Annotated in this window: 22 protein-coding genes and 2 pseudogenes; 11 read left to right on the top strand and 13 right to left on the bottom strand. The window is 44.3% G+C overall.

Features of this window, described 5'->3' with window-relative positions; genetic code table 11:
* Nucleotide 1: 1 nt before the first annotated feature.
* From uvrA to MKX30_RS01405, 4 genes are all read right to left on the bottom strand, one after another.
* Nucleotides 2–2839, bottom strand: coding sequence for an excinuclease ABC subunit UvrA (gene uvrA / locus MKX30_RS01390; RefSeq protein WP_028541625.1), 2838 nt, complete (start codon nucleotides 2837–2839; stop codon nucleotides 2–4).
* Nucleotides 2840–2851: 12 nt separating this feature from the next.
* Complete coding sequence (locus tag MKX30_RS01395) at nucleotides 2852–3346, bottom strand: hypothetical protein (protein ID WP_028541626.1); 495 nt, start codon at nucleotides 3344–3346, stop codon at nucleotides 2852–2854.
* An 18-nt stretch (nucleotides 3347–3364) separates the two neighbouring features.
* A complete protein-coding gene (locus MKX30_RS01400; RefSeq protein ID WP_028541627.1) occupies nucleotides 3365–3970 on the bottom strand; it encodes a pentapeptide repeat-containing protein in 606 nt (201 codons plus the stop codon).
* Nucleotides 3971–4312: 342 nt separating this feature from the next.
* A complete protein-coding gene (locus MKX30_RS01405; protein ID WP_335582797.1) occupies nucleotides 4313–5422 on the bottom strand; it encodes an MFS transporter in 1110 nt (369 codons plus the stop codon).
* 269 nt (nucleotides 5423–5691) lie between these two features.
* On the opposite strand from MKX30_RS01405, the gene MKX30_RS01415 reads away from it, so the two are divergent.
* Nucleotides 5692–6087, top strand: a complete 396-nt coding sequence (locus MKX30_RS01415; protein WP_076265291.1) for a MerR family transcriptional regulator — start codon at nucleotides 5692–5694, stop codon at nucleotides 6085–6087.
* A 113-nt stretch (nucleotides 6088–6200) separates the two neighbouring features.
* A pseudogene (locus tag MKX30_RS01420) lies at nucleotides 6201–7164 on the top strand (aldo/keto reductase).
* 86 nt (nucleotides 7165–7250) lie between these two features.
* On the opposite strand, the gene MKX30_RS01425 reads toward MKX30_RS01420, so the two are convergent.
* Entirely contained in the window at nucleotides 7251–9302 is a 2052-nt protein-coding gene (locus tag MKX30_RS01425) for a stalk domain-containing protein (RefSeq protein ID WP_076265290.1), read from the bottom strand.
* A gap of 626 nt (nucleotides 9303–9928) precedes the next feature.
* On the opposite strand from MKX30_RS01425, the gene MKX30_RS01430 reads away from it, so the two are divergent.
* Nucleotides 9929–10258, top strand: a complete 330-nt coding sequence (locus MKX30_RS01430; RefSeq protein WP_023988844.1) for a DUF3817 domain-containing protein — start codon at nucleotides 9929–9931, stop codon at nucleotides 10256–10258.
* A gap of 207 nt (nucleotides 10259–10465) precedes the next feature.
* Here the strand turns inward: MKX30_RS01430 and MKX30_RS01435 are convergent, their stop codons facing one another.
* Nucleotides 10466–10717 (bottom strand): YolD-like family protein, encoded by a 252-nt coding sequence (locus tag MKX30_RS01435; protein ID WP_023988845.1) that lies wholly within the window; start codon nucleotides 10715–10717, stop codon nucleotides 10466–10468.
* A gap of 202 nt (nucleotides 10718–10919) precedes the next feature.
* The gene (locus tag MKX30_RS01440; protein WP_023988846.1) at nucleotides 10920–11489 is read right to left on the bottom strand and encodes a TetR/AcrR family transcriptional regulator; all 570 of its coding nucleotides are present in this window, start codon (nucleotides 11487–11489) and stop codon (nucleotides 10920–10922) included.
* Nucleotides 11490–11615: 126 nt separating this feature from the next.
* Here MKX30_RS01440 and MKX30_RS01445 point away from each other — a divergent pair, with 126 nt between their 5' ends.
* The 7 genes and pseudogenes from MKX30_RS01445 to MKX30_RS01475 all read left to right on the top strand — a co-directional run bounded on the left by MKX30_RS01445 (nucleotide 11616) and on the right by MKX30_RS01475 (nucleotide 19584).
* Nucleotides 11616–13088: a DHA2 family efflux MFS transporter permease subunit gene (locus tag MKX30_RS01445; protein ID WP_071558684.1), complete on the top strand. Its 1473-nt coding sequence runs from the start codon at nucleotides 11616–11618 to the stop codon at nucleotides 13086–13088.
* A 209-nt stretch (nucleotides 13089–13297) separates the two neighbouring features.
* The gene (nikA, locus tag MKX30_RS01450) at nucleotides 13298–14833 is read left to right on the top strand and encodes a nickel ABC transporter substrate-binding protein (RefSeq protein WP_341062356.1); all 1536 of its coding nucleotides are present in this window, start codon (nucleotides 13298–13300) and stop codon (nucleotides 14831–14833) included.
* A 1-nt stretch (nucleotide 14834) separates the two neighbouring features.
* Nucleotides 14835–15779: a nickel ABC transporter permease gene (gene nikB / locus MKX30_RS01455; RefSeq protein ID WP_068938781.1), complete on the top strand. Its 945-nt coding sequence runs from the start codon at nucleotides 14835–14837 to the stop codon at nucleotides 15777–15779.
* The gene (nikC, locus tag MKX30_RS01460) at nucleotides 15776–16630 is read left to right on the top strand and encodes a nickel transporter permease (protein ID WP_076295099.1); all 855 of its coding nucleotides are present in this window, start codon (nucleotides 15776–15778) and stop codon (nucleotides 16628–16630) included. The genes nikB and nikC overlap by 4 nt, the downstream gene beginning before the upstream one ends.
* A 7-nt stretch (nucleotides 16631–16637) precedes the next feature.
* A pseudogene (locus MKX30_RS01465) lies at nucleotides 16638–17472 on the top strand (ABC transporter ATP-binding protein).
* The gene (locus MKX30_RS01470) at nucleotides 17465–18307 is read left to right on the top strand and encodes an ABC transporter ATP-binding protein (protein ID WP_068938778.1); all 843 of its coding nucleotides are present in this window, start codon (nucleotides 17465–17467) and stop codon (nucleotides 18305–18307) included. Before MKX30_RS01465 ends, MKX30_RS01470 begins: the two are co-directional and overlap by 8 nt.
* Nucleotides 18274–19584 carry an MATE family efflux transporter gene (locus MKX30_RS01475; protein ID WP_023988853.1) on the top strand — a complete coding sequence of 437 codons (1311 nt, stop codon included), beginning with the start codon at nucleotides 18274–18276 and terminating at the stop codon, nucleotides 19582–19584. Before MKX30_RS01470 ends, MKX30_RS01475 begins: the two co-directional genes overlap by 34 nt.
* Nucleotides 19585–19703: 119 nt before the next feature.
* Here the strand turns inward: MKX30_RS01475 and katA are convergent, their stop codons facing one another.
* The 5 genes from katA to MKX30_RS01500 form a co-directional block, all read right to left on the bottom strand.
* Entirely contained in the window at nucleotides 19704–21161 is a 1458-nt protein-coding gene (gene katA, locus MKX30_RS01480; protein ID WP_028541635.1) for a catalase KatA, read from the bottom strand.
* A 290-nt stretch (nucleotides 21162–21451) separates the two neighbouring features.
* On the bottom strand, nucleotides 21452–22054 hold the full coding sequence (gene cysC, locus MKX30_RS01485; RefSeq protein ID WP_209942420.1) for an adenylyl-sulfate kinase: 603 nt from the start codon (nucleotides 22052–22054) through the stop codon (nucleotides 21452–21454).
* A 60-nt stretch (nucleotides 22055–22114) separates the two neighbouring features.
* Nucleotides 22115–23014, bottom strand: coding sequence for a TIGR02452 family protein (locus MKX30_RS01490; RefSeq protein ID WP_028541637.1), 900 nt, complete (start codon nucleotides 23012–23014; stop codon nucleotides 22115–22117).
* Between the two features lie 5 nt (nucleotides 23015–23019).
* Nucleotides 23020–23502 carry an NADAR family protein gene (locus MKX30_RS01495; protein WP_023988856.1) on the bottom strand — a complete coding sequence of 161 codons (483 nt, stop codon included), beginning with the start codon at nucleotides 23500–23502 and terminating at the stop codon, nucleotides 23020–23022.
* A gap of 28 nt (nucleotides 23503–23530) precedes the next feature.
* A complete protein-coding gene (locus MKX30_RS01500) occupies nucleotides 23531–24436 on the bottom strand; it encodes an NUDIX hydrolase (protein ID WP_341062357.1) in 906 nt (301 codons plus the stop codon).
* A gap of 292 nt (nucleotides 24437–24728) precedes the next feature.
* On the opposite strand from MKX30_RS01500, the gene MKX30_RS01505 reads away from it, so the two are divergent.
* Nucleotides 24729–25031 (top strand): hypothetical protein, encoded by a 303-nt coding sequence (locus MKX30_RS01505; RefSeq protein WP_023988858.1) that lies wholly within the window; start codon nucleotides 24729–24731, stop codon nucleotides 25029–25031.
* Nucleotides 25032–25141: 110 nt separating this feature from the next.
* On the opposite strand, the gene MKX30_RS01510 is transcribed toward MKX30_RS01505, so the two are convergent.
* On the bottom strand, nucleotides 25142–26200 hold the full coding sequence (locus tag MKX30_RS01510) for a DUF1835 domain-containing protein (protein WP_341057666.1): 1059 nt from the start codon (nucleotides 26198–26200) through the stop codon (nucleotides 25142–25144).
* Nucleotides 26201–26322: the final 122 nt, after the last annotated feature.

Here is a 26322-nt window from a genome sequence, read left to right on the forward strand (position 1 = left end):
TCTATGAATGTATGTCTCTAAGTTCTTTTCGTAAATATTGCCCCGTGTAGCTCAGCTTAAAGTCGGCCACTTGTTCCGGGGTCCCGGTACATACGACATTCCCTCCGTTGCTACCACCTTCGGGTCCCAGATCAATAATATAGTCTGCATTCTTGATCACATCCAGATTATGCTCGATAACAACAATGGTATTCCCCTCCTCGGTCAGCACATGAAGTATATTGATCAATTGCTGCACATCCGCAACGTGAAGTCCTGTAGTGGGTTCATCCATAACATATAGCGTTGAACCCGTAGCGGGCTTCAGCAGTTCTGATGCAAGTTTCACTCGTTGCGCTTCTCCGCCTGATAGCGTTGTAGAAGACTGACCCAGCTTCACATAACCCAACCCCACTTTACAGAGCGCCTCGATTTTCTTCCGTATTTTTGGAACATACTCAAAAAATACAACAGCTTCGTCCGCAGTCATCTCCAAGATATCTGCAATGCTTTTCCCTTTATAGTGAACTTCCAGAGTTTCGCGATTGTATCGCTTCCCTTTACAGACGTCACAAGGCACATACACATCGGGCAGGAAATGCATTTCGATTCTCATCAATCCATCACCCGTACAGGCTTCACAGCGTCCGCCCTTAATATTAAACGAAAAGCGACCCGGGCCATAAGCACGCACCTTGGCTTCGTTTGTCATGGCAAATAGGGAGCGAATATTATCAAAAAGACCGGTGTATGTGGCCGGGTTGGAACGAGGAGTCCGTCCGATCGGGCTTTGATCCATATTAATAATCTTATCCAAATGCTCTATGCCATCAATTTGTAAATGTTTTCCTGAGCGAGTATGAGCTCGATTTAGCGTCGCCGCCAGCTTTTTATAAAGTATCTCGTTAACAAGGCTGGACTTACCTGACCCGGAAACGCCCGTAACACACGTGATCGTTCCTAATGGGATGGATACATTGATGTCTTTCAGATTGTTTTCCGCTGCTCCCACAATAGTCAGATGATGTCCATTGCCTGGTCGACGGTTCTCAGGCACGGGAATCCATCTTTGATGCGACAAATATTGGCCTGTTATCGAACGTTTTTCAGCGGTAATTTGGTCAAGTTCTCCCTGAGCAACCACTTCTCCTCCATGTTTACCCGCACCCGGACCAATGTCCACAATCCAGTCTGCTTGGCGGATCGTCTCTTCGTCATGCTCCACCACAATGACGGTGTTGCCCAAATCACGCATTTCCTTCAAAGCGGAAATAAGCCGTTTATTGTCTCGCTGGTGCAAACCGATCGAGGGCTCGTCGAGAATGTACAGCACTCCTGTTAAGCGCGATCCTATCTGGGTGGCCAAACGAATGCGCTGACTCTCCCCGCCTGAAAGTGTTCCGGCAGTTCGGTATAACGTCAAATATTCCAGCCCGACATTTTTCAAAAATACAAGTCGGTCAACAATCTCCGTCGTAATCGGGGCGGCAATCATAGCCTTAACCGGGGACAGATGCATATTTTCGATAAAATGAATGGCCTCGGTAACAGACAGCTTGCAGAAATCTGAGATGTTCATATCACAGACGGTTACAGCAAGAAGCATCGGTGCCAGCCGATCACCGTGACAGTCGTGGCAAGGCAAGGCGGACATATAGCTTTCAAGTTCTTTCCGCATTGTATCGGACTGGGTTTCCCGGTAGCGTCGATCCAGATTGTTGACAATCCCTTCGAATGCCTGGTGCAGCAGCCTCTCCCGATGATTGCTTTCCCATCTAAGTTCAAGTTTTTCACCCTGTGTTCCATACAGGAGCATGTCCAATGCTTGCTGTGAAATCTGATCAAGAGGAGTATCCAGATCAAATCCAGCCTTTTTTCCAATCGCTTCAAAATACATTTTGCAATAGGAGTTGGTTTCGACATTTCCCCATCCGGTAGCTTTAATTGCGCCCGAGTTCAACGATTGACTGCGATCAGGTGCGACTTTGATCGGGTCAACCTCAAGATGAAACCCAAGTCCCGAGCAAGTCGGACAGGCGCCGTACTGATTATTAAAAGAGAACATGCGAGGAGACAGCTCCTGCATGGAAAATCCGCAACGGGCACAAGCAAAACTTTGGGAGAACAGCATGTCCTCACCGCTATCCATCCGGTGAACCAATACAGTATCGCCGGACAAAGTAATGGCTGTTTCAATAGAGTCTGTCAGTCTCTGAGTTTCCCCCTCTTTGACTACCAGACGGTCCACTACAATAGCGATAGTATGTTTCCTGTTTTTATCAAGTTGGATCTCTTCCGATAGGTTCTTAACGATACCGTCTACTCGCACACGTGCATAGCCATTGGTTCTCGCTTGTTCAAAAATGTGCTGGTGCTCCCCTTTTTTATCTTGTACTAAAGGTGCGAGCACCATATATTTCGTTCCTTGAGGAAGCCTATATATTTGATCTACAATTTGATCGACAGACTGGCGCGTAACTTCACTTTTACAGGATGGACAATGCGGCGTTCCAACCCTTGCCCACAATAACCTCAAAAAATCGTAAATCTCAGTTACAGTGCCCACTGTGGAACGTGGATTGTTAGATGTCGTTTTTTGTTCAATGGCAATTGCGGGTGAAAGTCCTTCGATCGAGTCGACATCTGGTTTATTGATCTGCCCGAGAAATTGTCTTGCATAGGAAGATAGTGATTCAACATAACGCATTTGTCCCTCAGCATATAGCGTATCGAATGCCAGGCTGGATTTTCCCGAGCCGCTCACCCCGGTGATCACAACGATTTGGTCACGAGGAATTTGAATATCAATATTTTTCAGATTATTTTCCCGTGCTCCATGAACGTTAATAAAATTTTGCATGTACTGCTCCTCCTACCCAAGCTGACGCTTTTCAATATCCTCTTTCAAATACCTGCCTGCATCGTCTGCTGAAAGATTCAAAACATACATTAGTTCACTTACCAGCATCTCTCGAGCCATACTCAGAATGGACCTATCATGAGAATTCATTTTCAAATTGTAGGCTTTGGAACAAATTATATCCCTGATGATGCCAAAATGATCATGAAGAAGCCCTGACTCGATCTTGGCCTGCAAAAAGCAGCGACGTTCAGAAGGGTTCAAAGGAAGTTGAGCATATTCTCCAAAAAATTGAGCTCTGGAACTCAAAAAGTAATCCACATTGGACAAAGGTCGGATACATTTTTGCAGTGCTCTATGTTGCGGAATAAACATGCGAAGTCCTTGTTTAGGAAAATACAAGTTATAGGAACTTTGTAGGTTTTCCAAGTCATCTTCTTTCTCTACAGATTCGAGAATACATACACCATACATTGGATAAAAAAGAAGTTTTTTAGACTGTTCCATGAAAACCTCCACTGTTCTTCAGTCTACCTTTGCTCCATAAGAGCGTATAAACAGAATCGCCTGCTCTCTATCCATTCGCGCGCCTTTAATATTCAAAGTTTTCAAATCAATTCCTTCAAGATTGGCACCACGTAGATCGGCTCCCTGCAAGTTCGCTCTGCTCAAAGTTACTCTCGTTAGGTCAGAGTCTCTCAGGTCAGCTTTCGTCAAATCGGTATCAGAAAAATCTGCTTCATAAAAACGAATTCCTCTCAAATCCTGTTTCCCCAGCTTGGTATGCTTTAGATTAGTGTAGGACCAGTCTCCTTGACTCAAAGTGACACCGTCCATTTGAGCACCTGCAAAGTCCGATCCTGTCATTTTACAAGAGCTGAATTTGGAAACAAAAAGGTTGGCACCATTGAAAGAACAATTTTCAAAAGCTGATTCCGTATGCACAGATCCACATAGAGCAGCACCTTTAAAGTCACATTCAATAAAACGACAATGGCTTGTCTCGATCTCATCCAATGAAGTATTCATGAATGTACACTTTTTAAAAGTGCAGCGTACGAGTTCTCCATACCGCAAATCTTGTCCATCAAAATGAACAGCTTCATAATCCTGATCTTTGTATTGATACACTGTATATCCCCGCCATTTAATTGATTTTTAATTCTTATGAGTAGACAATCATGTTGAAAGTCTATAAGTAAATCTCAACTTTTTTTAATATATCATATACCTGTCAAGTACCTGTCTAAAATGGTTAGAAAGTCAAGTCCATTTTTTTTGAAACCAATATTCAGAGGTTCAGTCTTCATTTTCGCTTAATGCAAATAGACATTGAGTTCCTCTGTCTGCTGCATCGAAATGAAAACACTCCTGACATACTGATGTCAGGAGTGTTTTAGTAAGGTTTAACCGACAGGTCGTAACTAAGACACCTGTCGGTTATTAATAAGGATCGTTTAGTATAATTGATTGCTATGTGTCTTGCTGAACGGGTGATGCTTCTTTACGAAAAACTGTAAAATAGAAAATAGCAAAGCCTATAATCCATATGCCCAAAATCAAAAAAATAGTGCTGAACATAATTTTGCTTTGTGCTCCTTGATTAAGTACGGATCCAAGAATAGACGTTCCGATAGCCCCCGCCATAAAGCTTCCCATCATATAGATACCCATACCAACTCCGGTTTGGTTGCCGCTTAATGTTCGAGAAATGGTGTTTGCCATTGTAATCTGAGCAAATGTTAATCCAGTATTCGCTAGAATTAAGATAATCGCAATCACGGCAGGAACCGCGTCCATAAAAATACCCAATATGAGGTATGCCATCACTTGGAACAAGAATGCCAACGAGAATACAAAGCGATTGCCCTTTGCATCTGCAATTCTTCCACCCACCAACCCAAGCAATGCAGCAATCAAAGCACCGGGAAACATCACGAGTCCTGTGTTCACAGAAGATAAGTGATGTATTGAGCTTAACACCTGCGGGATCAAATACGGAACACATAAATTAAGTGTAAGAATCATACAAGCGATAATCAACCCTATCGTATACCTTGTATTTTTAAAAAGTGTCGGTTCAATAAAGGGTTCATCCGTTTTGTTAATGCGAATGATGAATAATATGAATATTAGGATAGTAGCCGTAAAATAACTCCAGCTGTGTCCAGTAATGGAGAGTAGCAGCAGCGTAATTGAAGCTGCAAGCAAAATACCTCCTATGAGATCAGCTTTTCCTTTTGAAAGTGTTTCATTTATTAAATACCTCCTGAAAAGAGGGATTGTAATAATGACTAGAAATGAAATTAAAAATAGGTAGCGCCAGCTTGCAAATCCAATAACAAATCCAGCAATAATTGGGCCTATTGCCGTCCCTAAGGCCATTCCTGCAGAGGTAATCCCCAAAGCTTTGCCACGATTTTCGATAGATATATAGCGAATCGGGATCAACATGGATGATGCCGGGACAACAGACGCCCCTATGGATTGGAAGATTCTGCTCACAATAACCATCCAATAATTAGAAGAAAAAAAGCCGACAATAGATCCTAGCGCAAAACAACATAATCCAAAGGTAATCAGGAGTGGCTAGAATTCTGTGGAGCTGATCTCCAGTGAGTAATCGGTCTCCCTCTCCATTTTCCAGAACATAAGGGGCTGCGCTTCTCGGATTATGGCTCCCTTCAGGCAAGTTATACACTCCCCATTTAACAACATCTTGAAGGAATACAATGTCTGCTCTATTGGAAGCTTCAGTCATGTGATACAAGTAGCTCATGTTTCCAAGCCAGTCATAACGGATCCCATTCAGTATACGATCGTTAAATGATCCCTTACGAAGGTGACGAGAGATGACAACAAATTTTAAAATGAAGGAACTTATGGATCAATTCCAAGTTAGTGAGGATACCTTACGGTATTATGAGAAAATGGGTCTTCTTCCTCCCGTGGCCCGAAAAAATAATGGACACAGGATATATAACAATTCACACAAAGAGGCACTTCTTATGATCAAGTGTTTAAAAAAAGCTGGAATGTCTCTGCAGGAGTTAAGACCTATGATCCAGCTTCAATTAGATGAGAGCAACATATCAAATATTGAATGGTACGATAGGCTTTACGATTACCAAAAAAAGATAGATCAGCAACTGAAAGAACTTCAGGAAATTAAGGATATGATTGAATTGAAATTGCAAACCGGGCAAAAATTTGGCCATAACTTTTTGCCACTTGAGACCCAAACTTAATCTGTTTTCGATTCCTGATCACTCTACTTGACCTAGTGTTTACACCAGGTTGTAAGATGTGCATTAGAGTCCTTCCTAGGATTCCACATCATACAAAAGAGGAGCTTAAAAACATGAACAATACAATAGCAATAGGAAAAACAGGATTAAAAGCATTTAAACTTGGTTTTGGAGCAGGTGTGGTAGGTAATTCAATGATGTATCCAAAAGTCGATGATACTCTAAGCCGACAATTAATTAGGACTGCCCTTGAAAAAGGGATCAATTTCATTGATACCGCATTTCTGTATGGAATGGGCCACTCTGAGGAGTTAATCGGTGAAGCCATCCGGGATTATGGTGGCCGTGAACATCTTGTAATCTCTACCAAAGCTTCTTCTAATCCCCAATTTAATCAAGGCCATCTGGAAGTCGACAACAGTCCAGCTGCATTACGTAAGGCTGTGGATGACAGCCTGATGAGATTACAGACAGACTATGTTGACATTTTCTTTCTTCATTTTCCCGATAGCCGGACCCCGCTGGCTGAAGCTGCTGACACACTTGCAGAGCTGAAGAAGTCAGGGGAAAATCAAAGCCATTGGCGCTTCAAATTTAAGCTTTGAGCAGCTTCAGGCTTTTAATGCTGATAAGCACTTGGATGTTCTTCAAGCTGAATACTCACTACTGGTTCGTCATGCAGAAGCCGACGTTATTCCTTATTGTCTAGAGCACGAAATTTCACTGATTCCTTTTTTCCCGCTCGCATCAGGTCTGTTGGCCGGTAAATATAAGAAGGATGATGTTTTTAATGACACTTCACGAATGAATAATCCTTTATTTCAAAAAGAAGCATTTCTCGCAAATTTGGAACGCGTGGATCGCTTCAAAGCATTCGCGAAAGACAAGGGTGCAGATCCTGCACAGATTGCGCTAGCTTGGCTATTAACGCGTCCAGCCGTTGATCTAATTATTCCAGGTGCAACCAAGCCTGATCAAATCGAGTCCAATCTTCAAACTCTGGGTGTTCGACTAACAAGTGACGAGCTTAAGCAACTCGATATTCTTTTCAATCAAGATAACTTGTTTACAGAGTAACAGATTGTCATTGTTTTACATACACTTCCTAATACACAAAAAGGGTTCTAAAGTGAAAACTCTAGAACCTTTTTTTGCAGAAGCATTTATTTTGTAATCGTAATTTGTTTGGATGCAGTATTATAGTTCACCTGATACCCCGAAAGCTCGCTAATCACTCGTAATGGAACCAGTGTGTAGCCGTTAACAATAACCGGAGCTGTGATGTTCGTCGAATAACTCCGTGAGTTGTTTAACTCATACACGGCAAGGGTCGAATTCTTGACTTGAAGCACTACTTGTTTGCCGTCTGTAGGTCGAGTCAGAATGATCTTTTTGGTCGCCTTTTCATAATTTACCTCGTAACCTATCCGTTCACTGATAAAGCGCAGCGGGACCATCGTCGCCCCATTTATGATTCGCGGAGCCTGAGCCATCGTCGTAGCACGACCATCGACATAAGCTGATTTAGCTCCTGGTGTCAGGGTGAACGAAGTTGAATATGAGGAAACCGCATTGTTAGGATATGAGGACGTTGTACCAGAAGTTGTTGTTGTAGAACTCGTCCCGGATGATGAACTGCTGGTACCAATCGCTCTATTGCGAATAGCTTCTAACCGATCCAGCAAATCGCTTTTACGGGTTCCGCTCGGCAGATCACTGATTGCATCTCTGGCAGAACGCCAGTCCGAGGCATTCAGACTGTTTTCTGCAATTCGCATCAAATCTCTCGCTTTCTCATAATTCGATGAACTAGATGACGAAGAAGAATAGTAACCATCCGAATCCGTGCGTTCTGATATCTTTACACCGCTAGATTCTCTTCCATTACTATTGACAGTCACGACCTTAATCTCATACCAGCGTCCTTCTCGCAAATCCGTGATTTTATAGGACTCAGAGCTTGTAGTTCCCTCATAATCTCCATCAACATATATCTTCACCTTGTCGGCTTTACTCGGCATATCGTAGGTGATTTTGATCCAGGTATCACTTTTGCTATCTACTTCAAGATTGGACACTTCTGACGAATTGGAGGACGTACTGTCCGTTGTGGCAGTCAGTCTCACACCGGAGGACAATGCACCTGTGCTTCGCTTGGACCTAATCGTGAACGAATAGGCCTGCCCTGAAGAAAGATTGTTGAATGTATAGGATGTTCCTGATGAATCGGTTACCAGTTGCCCGTCCTTATACAGACTGACTGTACTAATTCCGCTGGGTCTCGTCCAGGAAACAGTGACGCTATAGTTATTAACTGATGTAACTGAAGCTCCTGTCACTTCGGGCACGGTATCAACGCTGAGCGCTGAGGTCGTAACCGGAATACTGATTCCTCCAGAGATGTTGCCGGATTTGTCAATAGTCTTGACCAGAACTGTATAATTTGTGGAGGCAATCAATCCACTGAACGTATAGGACGTCCCTGTAGTTCGCTGCACTTCCTTACCATTTAAATAGATGATCGCTTGGCTCAGGTCAGCATCCTTAGGCAATATGTAATTTACGGTAAAAGCGTTATATCCGACATTTGTCGCTGTCAGCCCGCTTACCTCTCCTGGAGGTGTCTTATCTACAGGGACATCAATGGAAGCCGTTTTGGCCTGTACTGTCGTACCTTGTGATTCATCTCCGCTCTTATTCACCGTCTTCACTCGAAAGGTATAAGTCGTATTCGGCTGTAAACCGCTCAACATATAAGAGTTACTTCTAATATTATCTACATACACATCGTTAGTGACACCAACCACTTTTACATGGTCGAAATTAAGGTCCGACGGATTGGTCCAGGACAAATTTACTTTTGTTGTTTCTGTAGGAACCGCTGTCAGATTGCTTACCTCTGCCGGCGCGATATTCGCAGTAACCATTTGGCTCGACATTACTTTTAGCATTTGGTTGAGATAGGTGTTCTGACCATAACCTTTTGTTAACGTAGTCACTTTCGTGCCTGAAGTAACCGGCACATGACGACCTTGAGCGGTTGCTAATTTGGTATGTAACTGTGCTGTATTCAGTCCTGTCAGATTTGAGTTATGCCTCTCAGTCGGCAACGCGCTAGCCACTGCATCGGGGGCCAAAATGCCATATCCCGTATTCAAAATCAGTGTAGCCGTTGCGAACGGAGCCATCCATTGACGCAAACGTTTTTTATTCATGATCTATGCTCTCCTTGATACCAGTATGGAAATTTTATTTGTCAAAACTAATAAGTTAAGCTTACAAACCCTTCTGCTGCCATCCAGCTTTTAAAATTCACACTATAATGTACACACGTTCATTTAACTGTTATCGGAATTTGCATACAAAATGTTTAGGCTTCACACTAGCATTTTTACTGATAGGGTCGCGCAAACAACTTGTGCTAAGCCTTCGAACTTGATCAGCTTAGTGTTTTTTCTTACTTCAAGCCATCTTTTTAAGCCCTATTGTTTGTTTCAATTTCATCACTTTTTGCTCGGCTTCTCGATAGCGTGTTAATATCAGAGTGACTTTATATTTTATATTTTTGCTTTAATAGATTAGATCATGCAACCAGTGAATATAGATACATATTTTGACAAGATAAACGAAATTACGATCATCGTTTCCGGGCACGCTAAGCTGTGGTACGTTGGAATCAGCGAAATGAAGCATTGATGTGAGATACTTCAGTCATGTGAAAGCTCTGACATAACCTTGGGGTTCAGCTGTAAATATTCGATATATCGTAACTTTCTACCGTTTAATAACATTGCATTATAGGATATATTAAATTTTAAGCAATAGGAGAAGGAGGTGTATTATGTTCAAAAATGCCTTTAAGATGTTTGGTGTCATTGGTAATATTGAAGCGATTTCATATCTACTGCTTGTGTGTATCGCTATGCCGCTTAAATACGCAGCTGGAATGCCGCAAATGGTAAGCTGGGTGGGTATGATCCATGGGGTACTGTTCGTGGCTTATGTCATAGCTACTGTGGTCATGCTGATTCTGCGGAAAATAACGCTACTGCAAAGTCTTGCAGCCTTGATTGCATCGCTGTTGCCGTTTGGCCCCTTCATTTTTGATCGTAAGGTGCTTAAGAAAGCCGAAGCACGTGCCAGTCATACCAGCCCGATAAAAGCTACATAAGCATGTACAAGGGAAAGTGCCAACACAATAACGCGGCTTTCTCTTCCCACTCATGCAGCAGTATACAAAAACAACCGATGGCTCTAAACCACTCGGTTGTTTTTGTATACGCGAATTGTAAATTGTTACTTTCCCACAGCAGTAAGGGAGACCCTAACTTTGTCATTCTTTTCGTCCCTTTCTGCTATATTTATGTAATCACAACAACTAATCTCTCGGGTAATTTACACTCATAATATCCATAAAAGGAACTTTTTCTGTTTCTCCATTACTCTCCACATGAACCTTTCCCGTTCTCGGGTCCATTTTAACGATCTGTCCGCGGGTTGTTTCTTGGCGTCCCCATACGGTCAATACGATTTCGGATTGCTCACGTTGTGCTTCTACAAGCTGATTCCCGATTTCCTCCAGTACAAATTCATCCCGAGTAGGCCGTTTGGCTACCTTCGCTTTTGCCATTTGCTATCACCCTTCCTTTCGTGCAAAATCAAAATCAAATTCATTCCATTTTACCATACTTTTCATCATTTGGTGCTGGTAATGTGAGTAAAATTACGTCTCAGAACCACTAAAAAGCCAAGTTCTCAAAAACGAGAACATCGGCTTTTTAAAGTTGCTTGTTGGAGCTCATTACGAGCAATTGAAAATCGAAGAGACAGGATTATTTGACCAACTGTGGAATGTAATCCACGATATTATAAATAGGAGCACTGCTCTGTTGCGTAACAGCCAAAATTAATGCACCTTCGAGCATCGAAATGATAAGTACCGCCAGACTGTGTGCCTTTTCCTCTGTCCAGCCCGATTTCTGAAGACGTTCCATATAAATGCGCTGCCAATCTGCAAATGTATTCACACAAGCATGACGTAGCGATTCGCTAATACAGGAAGTTTCCGCAGCAGCCCAGAAGCCAATCGGCATGAAGTCGTTAAAGCCGGTACGGTCTGCCTCCTCAGCTGTATTACGAATAAAATTCTGAATGGCTAGTACAGGATTATCGTTTTCGTCCAGTGTCTGTTTTAATTTTTGCTTAATAAATTCATTCCCTCTTCTTATGCACTCCAGAGCTAATTCTTCTTTACCACGCGGAAAATAATAATAAAGTGAGCCCTTCGGTGATCCACTCTCCGCAAGAATCTGATTCAGTCCAGTTGCGTGATACCCCTGATGAAAAAAGAGCTTCGATGCGGTTTGTACGATATTCTCGTATGATTCAGGTTTAGCAGCCATATACAGCATCCTTCATTATATATTATTTATAATTTACTTTGACAAAAAAATAACAACATGTTTATTATATATAGACCGATCGCTATAATTCAATACCCATTAATTTATTGGAGGAACAAAAACAACATGAGTACAAAGAGTCAAACGAGTTCACCCTCTGAACCCAAAACGTTCAAGGTGCTACCTATTATGATTGCCCTGCTCCTTAGTGGCTTTATTGGAATGTTCAGTGAAACGGCACTTAACATTGCACTGAATGATTTGATGCAGATTTTGCATATTACAACTGCAACAGCCCAATGGCTGACGACCGCTTATCTGCTGACACTCGGTATTTTAGTACCTGTATCGGGATTGCTGATTCAAACCTTTACGACAAGACAGCTGTTTGTTACATCGTTGCTGTTCTCAATAGCTGGTTGCCTCGTTGCTGCACTTTCACCTACTTTTTCAGTGCTATTGATCGCTCGTATTCTTCAGGCCATTGGTACAGCGCTGTTATTGCCGTTGATGTTTAACACCATCTTGATCATTTTCCCGGCTGAAAAGAGAGGCGCGGCTATGGGGATCATCGGATTGGTAATTATGTTTGCACCTGCGGTGGGACCTACCATTGCAGGACTGGTACTGCAAAATCTGTCTTGGCACTGGATTTTCTGGATTTCTCTTCCGTTTTTAGTTCTCTCGCTAATTTGCGGTATTTTATTTATGCAAAACGTTTCAAAAACGACCAAGCCCAAAATTGATCTTTTATCTATCCTCCTGTCTTCCATTGGCTTCGGTGGTGTCGTGTTTGGTTTCAGTAAATCTGGAGAAGGTGGCGAAGGTTGGGCTAGCCCGATGGTTCTGCTTCCAGTGATCGTCGGTCTGGTATCGTTGATACTGTTCTCTGTACGTCAATTGAAAATGAAGCAGCCAATGTTGAATTTGCGTGTGTTTAAATATCCAATGTTCGTTATCGGCGTTATTATGGTGTTCCTATGTATGATGACGATCCTTTCTACGATGCTGATTCTTCCACTCTTTTTGCAAAAAGGGCTGGCTCTGTCTGCTCTAACAGCAGGTTTGGTACTTCTGCCTGGTGGAATTATCAACGGTCTCTTGTCTCCCATTATGGGCTCCCTATTCGATAAATTTGGTCCCAAATGGCTTGTTATTCCAGGCCTTGTGATTGTGGCCGCTGTTTTGTTTTTCCTGTCCGGCATTACAACAACTTCAACTCTCGTACTCATTATTGTGCTTCATAGTTGCTTGATGATCGGCATTTCCATGATTATGATGCCAGCTCAGACAAACGGCCTAAACCAGCTCCCTATGGATCTATACCCAGACGGAACGGCCATTATGAGCACGCTCCAACAAGTTGCTGGTGCTATCGGTACAGCCGTAGCGGTAAGCATTCTCTCGAAAGGCATGGACAGCTATTTGAGCCAATCCAGTATGCCTGAATCCGTAAATGAAATGGCTAATGCCATGGCAATCGGATCACAAAATTCATTTTTCTTTGCGATGATCATCAGTGTGGTCGGTTTGATCCTTGCGTTTTTCATCCGCAGAGTTCATGTTGAACATGGCACTGCCAAAGCACCCATGCATTAATTCATAAATTTTTAGCCATTCCAAATTAAACATTTCTAAATACACTTAAAGGCTGCTAACCATCTCACTATTGGTTATGCAGCCTTTTTTCATATGAATTTAAATACACATTCATCAATTACATATTTACAAAGCTCCTTCATTTGGTTACGATATGATTTATGTATTAAAGCGTAAAAATTACGATTACTATTAAGGAGGACTCCCTGTTGTTTAAGCGTTCGTATTTTAAACTATTTATACCTGCGGTAATTGCGGTGATGATGGCAGCCTGCGCTTCATCTCCGTCAGCTTCACCCTCTCCATCTGCTGCACCACAAGATAAAAGTGTCACCTTATTGTTCAATGTGCAAAGCCCTTCTATAGATCCTCATTCAGATGTAAATTACACAGCTGTTCGTGCTGGAGTAAGTGAAACACTGATCAAAGTGAACAAGGATCTTAAGCTGGAAGCTTGGCTTGCAGACAAATGGGACAGCAAGGACGGACAGCACTGGACCTTCAACATCCGACCAGGTGTGAACTTCCACAGCGGTAAAGTCGTCAATGCCCCTGCTGTCAAAGCCTCCTTGGAAAGAGCGCTAAAGCTCAATCCATCGGTCAAAAATGCGCTACATATCCGTGATATTCATGCGGATGGACAGATTTTGACCATTACGACAGACAAGCCTTTCCCGGAATTTGTGTCCGAGCTGGTTCATCCGAATACGGCTATTATAGACACAACAGCTACAGGTGAACTCCCATCAGGAACGGGACCGTTCAAGGTTGCCAGTTTCCGTGCTGGAAGTGAACTGAATTTAGATCGCAATGAACAATATTGGAACGGTGAAGTAAAGTTGAAACATGCTAAATTAATGTTTAACGAAGACGCCAATGCACGTCAGCTTGCTTTTCAAGCCAAAACTGCTGATATTGTGTATCGCCCGCCAATTGAAAGCCTGGAGCTATTGAAAGCTGATTCTACCGTTAAGGTTGACTCACTTCCTAGTTTGCGAACGCATCAGCTTATTTACAATATGAACAATAACGATCTGAAAAAGACGGCTGTTCGTAAAGCATTTGATAACCTGATCAACCGGGATGAGATCGCCAGTGGTATCATGTCTGGTCAGGGAACCCCTGCTCAAGGCCCGTTCTTGTCCGACTTTCCTTTTTCACCGGAATATATTACGAAACAGTTTGATTTGAATGCTGCCCGAGAAGGCTTCAAGCAAGCTGGATATACAGTACAGAACGGTAAAGTTGCGAACCCCGACGGCAAGCCGCTTCATCTTACATTGCTAACTTACCAGTCGAGAGCGGAGCTTCCACTCATCTCTCAGCTTATTCAGGCTAACGCTAAAGAACTTGGCATTACGATTGATATCCGTCAGGTTGATAATATTGACGAATATCTTGCCGCTCATCAGGATTGGGATTTAGCGACTTATAGTAGCATTACAGCCCCGCGCGGCGATGCAAGCTATTTTCTGAATGCGGCTTACATGCCTGAAGGAGCACTGAATTATGGGCGTGTGCATGTACCGGAACTCACGGGTATGATTTCACAACTGAACACCACCGTGAATGAGGAAGAACGCAACAAGCTGGCGCTGAAGGCTGTCACGCTGATTGACCAAGAAAATCTGCAATCCTTTCTGGTCCATCCAAACAACGTAGTGGCCTATCGCGATTACGTACATAACTGGGTAACTAGCCAAAGTGAATACTACTTGCTGACCCAGGACCTGGATGTGAACTAGCATGTTTAAATCCATCGCCAAAAAGTTTCTTGAACTGGTCTTGTTCTTTCTTATTCTTTCCTTTGTGAGCTTCTGTCTGCTTAAGCTTGTTCCGGGCGATCCCGTCCGGAGCATTCTCCGAGTCGACGATGTAGCTGTGTCCAATCAGCAAATTATGGATATGCGCAGCCAACTGGGGCTGGATCAACCATTACCTGTGCAATATGGTAAGTGGTTGGTTCAGTTGCTTCAGTTTGATTTTGGACAATCTTATTTAACCCATCGTCCAGTATTCACAGAGTTTATGGAAAAACTGCCTTATACACTGCTGCTTACCGGAGGGTCTCTGTTCATTATGCTGCTGATAGCTCTCCCGTTGGGAACGATGGCGGCGCTCTACCGTACCCGCTGGATTGACAGAGCCAGTCGTGTGTTTGCCTTAATCGGCTCCTCGATTCCCAGCTTTTGGCTGGGGCTTTTGTTTATCGAATGGTTTGCAGTTAAATTACGTATTTTGCCGTCTATGGGTGAAGGAACCGCTTTTCATTTGGTACTCCCTTCTCTTACCTTGGGATTGGCAATGGCGGCCGTTTATGTACGAATGATCCGCGCAAGTCTGATTGAAAGCTCGGGGCAAGACTTTATCAAAGCGGCGCAAGCGCGTGGAATCAGCCCCATCCGCATTTTTTTCAGACATATGCTCCGTCACAGTCTTGTTCCACTCATTACGGTATTCAGTGAGAGTATAGGCAGCCTACTGGGAGGCACAGTCGTGATTGAAGTGCTATTCGCCTATCCAGGGCTGGGCAAATGGATTGTGGATGCCATTGCTGCAAGGGATTACCCCATTATTCAGGGCTATACCGTATTTATGGCTGCATTCATTGTATGTATCAATATTTTGGTAGAGCTGTCCTACCGTTGGGTCAATCCTGAAATCGCTTTGAAGGAGAAACGTTTATCATGATAAAATCCGTACATGCGGAAAACAGGCAGCTCACCAGAACGCGATTGTCCAATACATGGATCGTGTCGCTCTCCATCCTGCTCATTCTTGCAGCAATTACAGTCGTTCCGTTTCTTGCTCCGCAAGATCCGTATCGTATCCAGATGGGGAATCGACTACAATCGATCAGCGCTACACACTGGCTGGGAACAGATCATTTGGGCAGAGATGTACTATCGAGAGTGATAGCTGGACTTCGGATGACTGTCGGAACCAGTTTATTGATTTTGGCCGTTTCGCTGGTTGTTGGGGTCCCTCTTGGTCTGCTTTCAGGGTTTATTGGAGGCTGGATGGATCGTGTATTCAAACGGGTGGTCGATGCCTTCATGACATTACCTGATTATATTTTTGCCATTGTACTGAGCGGTTTGCTCGGACCAGGCTTAGTAAATCTTATTTTCGCGGTGACTGCGGTAAAATGGGTTGGTTATGCGCGCCTGGTGCGTAGTACCGTTCTGGCTGAAAAGCAAAAGGATTACATTTCGTTATCCATACTGGCGGGTACCTCCTCCCTGCGGATTGTCATGCGGCATATTCTCCCCCATGCAATTGGGAATGTTCTTGTGCTAGCTACGCTGGATATCGGCAAAATCATTTTAATGATTGCCTCCCTATCTTTTTTGGGCTTAGGTCCACAGCCGCCAATTCCCGAATGGGGTACGATGTTGAATGAAGGACGAGCGTATTTTCAAATGGCTCCCCACCTGATGCTGGTTCCAGGGATAGCTGTCGTGCTAACAGTGCTACTGGCGAACGTATTGGGAGACAAACTGCGCGACCGTTATGATGTTAAAACCCGGACAGAGGAGTGAGCTGTACATGCTGACTATTGAAGGCTTAACGATTCGGACAAATATAAAAACGATTGTAGAGCAACTGAAGCTTGCCGTTCGTCCGGGGGAATGGTGTGCTCTAGCCGGCGAAAGCGGTAGTGGCAAAAGCATGACGGCATTTGCTATCGGCGGCCTTCTCCCCTCTTCTGTTACAGCGGAAGGAATTATTGCGTGGAAGGACAATAATTTGCTGGATTTATCCGCTAAACAACGACGTTCTTTGCTTGGTAGTGAAATATCTTACATTTTTCAAGACTACCACGGGGCTTTCACCCCCTTTCTGCGTGTGGGCAGCCAACTGGACGAGCTGATGCGCGCCCATGGCAAACAAGATCGCAAGGCACGTAAGCAACGCTGTATCGAGGTGCTGGAGCGCGTACAGCTTCCCGCCGAGCGCGTGTACCGCAGCTATCCGTTTCAGCTCAGCGGCGGTCAATTGCAACGGGCAGCTATTGCGGCTGCACTACTACTGGAGCCGAAGTTGCTTATTGCCGACGAGCCTACAACTGCGCTGGATACGCTCACAGCTCATCGGGTGCTTCAGCTCATTGACCAAATCCGGACGGAGACGGGTATTTCCGTCTTGTGGATCACTCATGACCTGCGTCATGTACGCAAGTATGCAGATCGAATCGCAGTGATGCACGAAGGTTCACTGGTTGAAACTGGTGAAACGCAAGCGGTGCTGAACCATCCGGCCCACCCGTATACTCGTCGTCTACTGGCGGCTATTCCGCCCCTGTCTCCGGGCGCTCCAGCACGTTTGCCTTACAACAGCACTGAAACAGAACGCATTGGAAAGGAGCGCTTTACATGAATAATCAAGCCGCCTACGCTCAGCAGCAAGACACGTCTAATGCTGTCGTGACCGTCTCCGGTTTGACGAAGGCTTACGCTGGAGGTAAAACGGTGCTGCAAGATGTTGCTCTGTCGATCTCCCCCCGAGAATGTCTGGGTATCGTCGGGGAAAGCGGCAGTGGGAAAAGCACACTCGCTCGCTGTATTTTGACATTGGACCCGTTTGATCAAGGTGAGCTTAGACTGGATGGACAGTCTATTCGAGGGCTAAAGCGGAGCGAATTAAAACGGATTCGCAGCAGGCTGGGTGCAGTATTTCAACATCCATCCGCGGCTTTGAATCCCAGACTAACCATCCTGCAATCCCTGCTGGAGCCACTGGACCAGCTTAAGTACTATGTTCCTTCCTTTATGGCGGGTAAGTCCTCAGAACGTCGGGATACAGCAGAACATTTGCTTGAGATGGTAAAGCTTCCAGCCAGCTATCTGGACAAGTTTCCACATCAGCTCAGCGGTGGGGAAAAGCAGCGTGTAACCATCGCACGTGCCATCAGCACAGAGCCGGATTTTATCGTATTGGACGAGCCAACAGCAAGTCTGGATGTGACCACACAAGCCACCATTTTGAATCTGCTCAAAGATTTGCAGGATGAGCTAGGACTGGCTTATCTGTTTATCTCACATGATCTGGCGGCTGTGCACTTTATGAGTGATCGAATCATGGTCATGAAAGAAGGCAGTGTGCTTGAGCATTTTCCCAAAGAAGCATTATTTCATTCGGATCGCCATCCCTATACACAATCATTACTGGAGGTTTTTTCAACATGTTGCCTTCCCACCGAGCCTATCTTGCTTTAGCTATCCCTTTAATTATTTCGACGATTACAACCCCGCTGCTCGGTGCGGTGGATACAGCTGTAATCGGTCATTTAAGCCATTCCGCGTATTTAGGCGGTGTAGCGGTGGGCACTCTTATTTTTAATACTTTATATTGGTTGTTTGGCTTTCTGCGAGTCAGCACATCAGCTTTCACGGCACAAGCCGCAGGGGCACAAAATAACGACCAGGGCATAGCTGCTCTCATGCGCCCACTGGCCATTGCTTTACTCATTGGTGCGGTATTCATTGTGTTGCAAAAGCCAATTCTGCTGGCTTCTCTTCAGCTAATCCATCCGGCGCAGGATGTGGCGGCGCAGGCAGCGATTTATTTTAACATTCGTATTTGGGGAGCCCCTCTAACATTGGTGAACTATGTGCTGCTCGGCTGGCTGATGGGATTGTCCCGTGTGAAGGCTACATTGTTTTTGCAAATTTCAATGAACGTAATCAATATGGTATTAGCTATTGTATTTACACAGATGATGCATTGGAATGTCACGGGTGTGGCAAGCGCTACTCTGATTGCGGAAATTCTTGCATGTGTATTGGGTCTGGCGCTGGTGTTCCGCTCATCGATTTGGAGGGAATGGAAGCAAAGCGGACAGATGAATTGGCGAGGTTGGTTTGGAGCTTCAGAGTTGAAAAATGTCATGGCGACAAACCTTGATCTCATGATTCGCACAGCCTGTCTGCTGACAATGTTTAATCTGTTTACGGCACGCAGTGCGAGCTTTGGAACCGATCAGTTGGCGGCGAACGCTATTTTGTTGCAGATCCATTATATTATGGCTTACTTTTTTGATGGGTTCGCCAACGCCAGTAGCATTATGACGGGTCAGGCTAGGGGTGCCGGGGATCGTAAAATGCTGCAAAGGGTTATTCACTTGTCCTGGTTCTGGACACTGGTGACCAGCGTAGTGACGGGAGGATTGTATTTCGCACTGAAAGAGCCGCTTATCTCGCTATTTACGGATAATGCTACAGTGATTAACCTTACAGGCCCTTATAATGGATGGCTTGTGGTCTTTCCGCTGGCAGCCGGACTGGGACTGGTATTCTACGGTGTGTTTACGGGGATGACGGTAACGTATCCGATCCGTAATTCGATGCTGATCTCATTGCTCTGCTTTTTGATCGCTCTCTTCTGGTGCGTTCCCCATTACGGGAATCACGGACTTTGGCTGTCCTTTATTGTATTTGCCCTAGGACGGTCGCTGTTTCTTGTAATCTATTTACCTCGCTTGCAGAGGATATAGCAGCACCTGATTTACATCGCTCTCAAAACAAAGGATGTCCCATCCACCATGTACGTGGTGTTGGGACATCCTTTTATTATATATTCATACGGCTTTCAGGTTAGAGTTTGCAGATACCTCTACTCGCCTTGAGGAACGGTCAAGCCCAAACCTTCGGCTACACGACGTCCATATTCAGGATCAGCTTTATAAAAATGACCGATCTGACGCAGTTTGATTTCATCACTTTCTACGGGCTTCATCGCATTTACGATGTTTCGGACCAGACGTGCACGCTCTTCTTCACTGAGCAAGCGGTACAGGTCGCCTGGCTGTGTGTAGTGATCATGATGATCGTAGGCTACACTTTGAGCTTCGCCAGACACTTCAAAAGGAGCAATTTTGTGCGCAGGTGATTCTTTGGGTCCACCGAGACTATTAGGCTCGTAATAAACAGATCCTCCGCCATTGCTGTCACTGCGTAATGCACCATCGCGTTGGTAGTTGTGTACTTCTGCATGCGGACGGTTGATCGGCAACGAATTATGATTTGCACCTACACGGTAGCGATGTGCGTCGCCGTAGGCAAACAGGCGTCCTTGCAGCATTTTATCCGGGGATGCTTCAATTCCAGGAACAAATGAACCCGGAGAGAATGTCGCCTGCTCTACCTCAGCAAAGTAGTTCTCAGGATTGCGATTCAGCACCATGCGCCCAACCTCAATCAGCGGATAATCCTTTTGAGACCATACTTTTGTCACATCAAATGGATCAAAGCGGTACGTATCTGCATCTTCTACCGGCATAATCTGCACATGAAGTTTCCATGCAGGAAAATCACCTTTTTTGATGGCATTAAACAAGTCTTCTGTATGATAATCCGGATTTTCACCGGCAATTTTCGCAGCCAAATCCACATCAAGATTTTGCACACCTTGCTCCGTTTTAAAATGATATTTCACCCATACTGCCTGTCCTTCGGCGTTGACCCACTTGAACGTGTGACTACCGAAACCATGCATATGTCTAAGTGTAGCTGGAATACCGCGGTCAGACATAAGGATACTTACCTGATGCAGCGATTCAGGAGATAAGGACCAGAAATCCCAGACCGCATTCGGGTTTTTCAGATGAGTTTGGGGATGACGTTTTTGCGTATGAATAAAGTCAGGAAATTTAATGGCATCCCGAATAAAAAACACAGGTGTATTATTGCCCACGAGATCATAGTTGCCTTCTTCTGTATAAAACTTCACCGCAAAACCACGCGGGTCGCGTACAGTATCGGACGAGCCCAGCTCACCCGCCACAGTCGAAAAGCGAATAAACATCGGTGTACGCTTGCCCACCTCAGACAAGAAGCTTGCTTTTGTAAATGCAGACAAATCATTAGTGACTTCAAAATATCCGTGCGCCCCTGCACCTTTTGCATGAACGACACGTTCCGGCACACGCTCCCGGTTAAAATGCGCCAATTTCTCCAGCAGATGCACATCCTGAATTAGTGCGGGACCCCGTGAGCCTGCTGTGATCGAATTTTGATTATCTCCAACAGGAGCGCCCCAGCTTGTAGTCAGGTTCGTTGGTTGGTTACTCATGATTGAAATCACCTCTTGAATGAATTGGTTGACTATGTGCCTTTCACTATAAATTGTACACAAACAAAAATCAATACTTTTTTATAATTATTACAATCTAGGATTTAGAATTAGTTTAAAATCATAAACAAAAAAGCAAGCCCCATAAGGCTTGCCGTATATGCAGTATTGTATTTATTTACTAATAGGTATGCTTCAATTTTCACGTTCTGTAATGATTACTTTGATCGCTTCTCGAAGTTTTGCCATGGAGGCTTTCAGACAATATTCATGTAGAATTCATCATAAAATCATAAAAGCAGCTGCTTCCTATCAAGAAAATCCAAGATGTCCTGAACCGACTGAATTACCTCCCGACCTTCAGTCGATACGATTAAATCCGGTTCCAGCGGTACTTCATAGGGAGCATCAATCCCCGTAAAATGATGAATTTCTCCGGCACGTGCTTTCTTGTACATTCCTTTTGGATCGCGTCGCTCACATTCCTCCAAGCTGCACTGTATATAAATCTCATAGCAACCTTCCTGCTGTAAAATGTCCTTTACCATTTCACGATCTTCACGATAAGGGGAAATGGTGGCGCAAATCGTTAGAACACCCGCATGTGCCATTAGCTTTGCAACTTCAGCAATACGGCGGATATTTTCTTTACGGTCAGCGGGCAGGAAACCTAGATTCCGATTTAAACCGTGCCGAACATTATCCCCATCCAAAATAAACGTGTGTATGCCTTGTGCGTATAACGCTTTTTCAAGTGTGGAGGATACCGTTGATTTTCCCGAACCAGACAGGCCAGTAAACCAAAGCACCGGACTTTTATGTCCATTCAAAAGCTGACGCGCTTGCTTATCAACATCGGACACATGCCAGGTTATATTCGAAGATGGATTCATTCAGCACCTTCCTTTTTCATGAGATATTATAGTAAACTGTTTTTATGCACAGCTCAAGCTTCAGGATAGAGCATTTTTAAAGCTGTTTAAAGTACGCTGCTCTGCTTTATGATCCAACACTGCAAAAACAATCCGGTCAAACAACAAGCCATATCCTTCATCTACAAGTACTTGCTTGAACCAGAGGGCAACCTCTTCCGGCTTATTGCGGAATACTCCGCAACCATAGGCTCCCAGCACAAGATGTTCTACGCCGTTTTGCTTAGCCATTCCAAGAATGTAACGAATCCGCTCCAGCATCACTTCACCAATCCGATTCACCTGCTCTGGTTCCCGTTCTCGCACAACTCCAGCATTTACAGCAGGTGCGGTCAGGAAATCGACTTGATACGGCTTCTCCAACAATGTCCCCTGATCATCCCGAAATACCGGAACTTCAGGCGAATAAATCATATAATCTGAATAAAAACAGCTCCGCAGCTTCCGATTATGTCCATACATCTCTTCCATTTGTGAAATGCAAGGATACAACGCTGACGAACGAGCCAAGCTTTCTTCTTGAGCCTGGCTACCTCCGAGAAATCCACCTCCCGGGTTTTTGGCTGATGCAAAATTCAAACACGCTACGTGGGTCAGCTTCTCCTCTACCTGGAGTCTGTATGCCGCCTGTAACGTGCTTTCTCCCGTAATTTCCAATTTTGCAATGATCGTCTGTTCGTCTATACGGGAAGAAGGCCCCAATATACTTTTTATTCTTTGCTCTGCCTCTTGTTTTACAGCTACCAGCTGAGAAGGTGTATATAACTTCGAGCCTGTGACCGCATTTCCTATCTCTTTTGTCATATTTACTTGAACCAGTTTGATATTCGTATAATTCCCATGTTCCAAAATGGATAGTGTTTCCTGCGCCATATGCGATCGGGCATCCCGGTTGCTCCGGGAATTCATTGTATTTTTCATGATGACTATTCCTCCTTTTGCAATACATCCTCACGTAAATTTGTCAATATTTCTCCTAGCCAGTTCGTGCCACGCCATAGCTTGCGGTTCCGTATACGAGCATCGCTCTCAGCTAAGCCTACACCCCAAATGGTGTCGGTCGGACTAGCCTCAACCAGAGTGGTTCCTTTCGTTTTAAGCAGGTGCTTGAGCAAATTCGGATTTTGTGTAAACTTGGCGTAATTACCGTCATATACAAATTGCCGGCAATTGGCCTCCCACAAGGATTGGTCAAATCCGCGCACACTGCGGCCCCGGGCTTTTTGCTCCCTTGGGGTAGGGGCTTGCATAATTTTCAAGGCCGCCTCTTCATCCCCAAAAAGCTGTGCTTTTTTCAACATCATATATTGCTCGGCACAGTTAAACTCCAATCCATCCACGACAAAATCAGAAGGATACCATTGCGAAAATGGCGAATGACTGCGATAAAAAAATGTAAACTTTTCCATGAAGATTCCTCATTTCATATTCCTTATGCTACATAAAACGCGACCGAGGCTTAAATCGGTATAACTTGGACGGACGATGTCCAGCCGCCTTTCTATACTCATTGGTTTCTTCCACGAGATCAGCTATTTTGCGACGAAAAGCTGCGGCCAACAGCTCCTTACCTAGAATAATTTCATACACCTGCTGAAGCTCACTCAGTGTAAATAGAGCTGGCATCAGGTGAAACGCGATATCTGTGTATTCTATTTTGCTGCGCAGACGCTCTATACCGTACGCAATAATTTTGGCATGATCAAAAGCAATTCCTTGTGACTCCAGCACCTCTCGCTTGATTTCAATGGTTCTTCCCTTAAGAATTTCAGTTATTTTTACTTTGGCTGATAGATGGATGTCCCCATGCTTCAATGTGATGTCAATGTCTTGTTCCCATGTGTAACCTTCCGGCTGATTCGTCCGCGTCTCCTGAGCTACGCTGTAATCTAGCTCAAACCATTGGGCATCAGCGGCATCATCCCCCGCCTGTAACTCCAAGGAATCGTGGTCCACCAATGCCATGTAAGCGCAGCTGATTACCCGCATACGCGGATCACGTGCCACATCTCCCCAAGTATATAGCTGCTCCATATAAATCTGATCCACATTCGTTTCCGTTTTAAGCTCGCGTCGTGCAGCCTCTTCCAGACTTTCATCTATGCCTACAAAACCACCCGGCAACGCCCATTGCCCTATATAGGGATGCTCCCCTCTTTGGATCAAAAGAAGCTGGAGGGTCTTCTCCGGCAGCTTCCGGTAATTTTGTTGGAGCTGATCCATTACCGTAAATAGCAGCATATCTACCGTTACGGATGGGCGCTCATATACATTCGCATCATACAGGGCCAAGAACTCCTCTTCCGTCAAGCCACTGTGATTATGTTTCGATCCATCTGTCACTTGCGTCACCTACCTGTTCATATATGGGTCATTTGTCGCTTTTGATTCAAAAGTGACGAATGCTTTATGTAATTTTTATTTTGAATAATTTGATAAAAACAAAATGTTAATATCAATACCATAATATATAAAAAGTGCTTCGTCAATAGGGTGTATAGACCTATTTTCAATCGTTTGATAGTACTATTAGACTGTTTACTGAATTTTACTTGTTGCTTATTGTCATATCATGTATGATGTTTTGGTCAATATAGGAAATACAACATACTAAACACGTAGGGAGAAGATCTAATTGACTAACCAGTTTAACCCGCAAAACAATCAGCAAGGAGCACCCTCCAGGCCAGCCCCTGTTTACCCGCCTCCTGTATCATTCAAGGAGTGGATGATCAGTTTACTTTTGATGGCTATACCGGTAGTTGGACTTATTATGCTGTTTGTGTGGGCATTTAGCGGCTCGACTAATCCGAGCAAAGCTAACTATGCTAAAGCAGGCCTTCTTTGGGCCGCTATTGTAATCGTGATCTATATCATTATGGCTGTTGCTCTGTTGCCTGCTATCATAAGTTCATTGAATTCAAGCAGCTACTATTGATTCCAAGTACATAGCAAAATAACCTTCTGATGAATCAACCTGATACATCAGAAGGTCTTTAAACTAAACTGCCGATCCCATCGGCAGTTTTTATTTGATCACTTTTTGCTTTACTCCTTTATTCTCACAGCATAACGATTCATCATTCCCGGCATCCCCTGAAAATCAAGTTTGCCATGGGCGATCAAATATTGAATCCGGTATTCCAAAAAAGTATCGCTTCTTGGCTGCGACCACTGCGTTAAAGCTTGACCTATTATTTTTCCGGTGTTCACAAATCCCAGATTATCCGCTAACCGTATCTTGCTAATCATATCCAGCAAGGCCTGATCCAAATAATCCTCCGGCACATGGACAATACGGTCATTGTCCCATAATCTCAGGACACTATCTTGCTCGCTAAGCTCCAACCACTCCCGTTCGTATCGACGTCGGTCTTCCATACACACCACATAAAGTTCATCTTCACTTCGCTTAATGAACCGTTCGATTTCTTTCGAATGCACCACGCCCATGGATAAAGGGAATGGACTCTCATTATATAAATGATCATCCGGCTCCCGCTCCAAGGTATCCGTGACATTAATGACCCGAATAGGTGTAGCTCTTTTGCGCAAGAGATATAATACAAAGCGTAATCCGACCTGCTCGTCAGCATTAGAGCCACACCAAATCGTGATCGACTTCTCATCTGGAATTTCACTTAGGGTAACCATCATCTGTTCAATACGGTGCTCCCAATTGGCGTAATGGAAAAACTCATAATGCATCATCCGTTCAGCCAACCAGCCGTGACGGTTTTCTTGTCCTTCTAATGTTTCCAGCCTCCACAATGGTCCTATGGAAAACTGATCATTAAAAGACAGCACGATACTCTCAAGCCGCAATCCTGCACCTGAAAGTCCTCCCTTCATCGAGCCTGCGGCAGACTGAGAAAACAATAGATGCACATGCCTCTCCCGGGTGCGCTCATGCTCCAGACGCTCATTTCGGCTCGTTTCCACATCATTTGCCCACTGCTCTAATATAGGATTAGCCCATTCAGGATTTTTGTCTGATAAGGCTGCAACCTGCTCCAGTACACTATGTACAAAACCTCTAAGTCTTCGACCCTTAATAACCTCATCGTAGTCTTCATCAAAATTCGGTTCATTATGAGATAACAACAAGTCACTGCCTCCTTTTATCTAATTCAATTCAAACTTGTCTTTCGACCAGAAATATCTTTAGAATAGGCGTATAGCTATCACTTCTTACTCTACAATAAAATACCACAGATTGCTTACTCGAC

It is taken from the genome of Paenibacillus sp. FSL P2-0173, from assembly GCF_038008045.1.
Taxonomy (GTDB): domain Bacteria; phylum Bacillota; class Bacilli; order Paenibacillales; family Paenibacillaceae; genus Paenibacillus; species Paenibacillus polymyxa_B.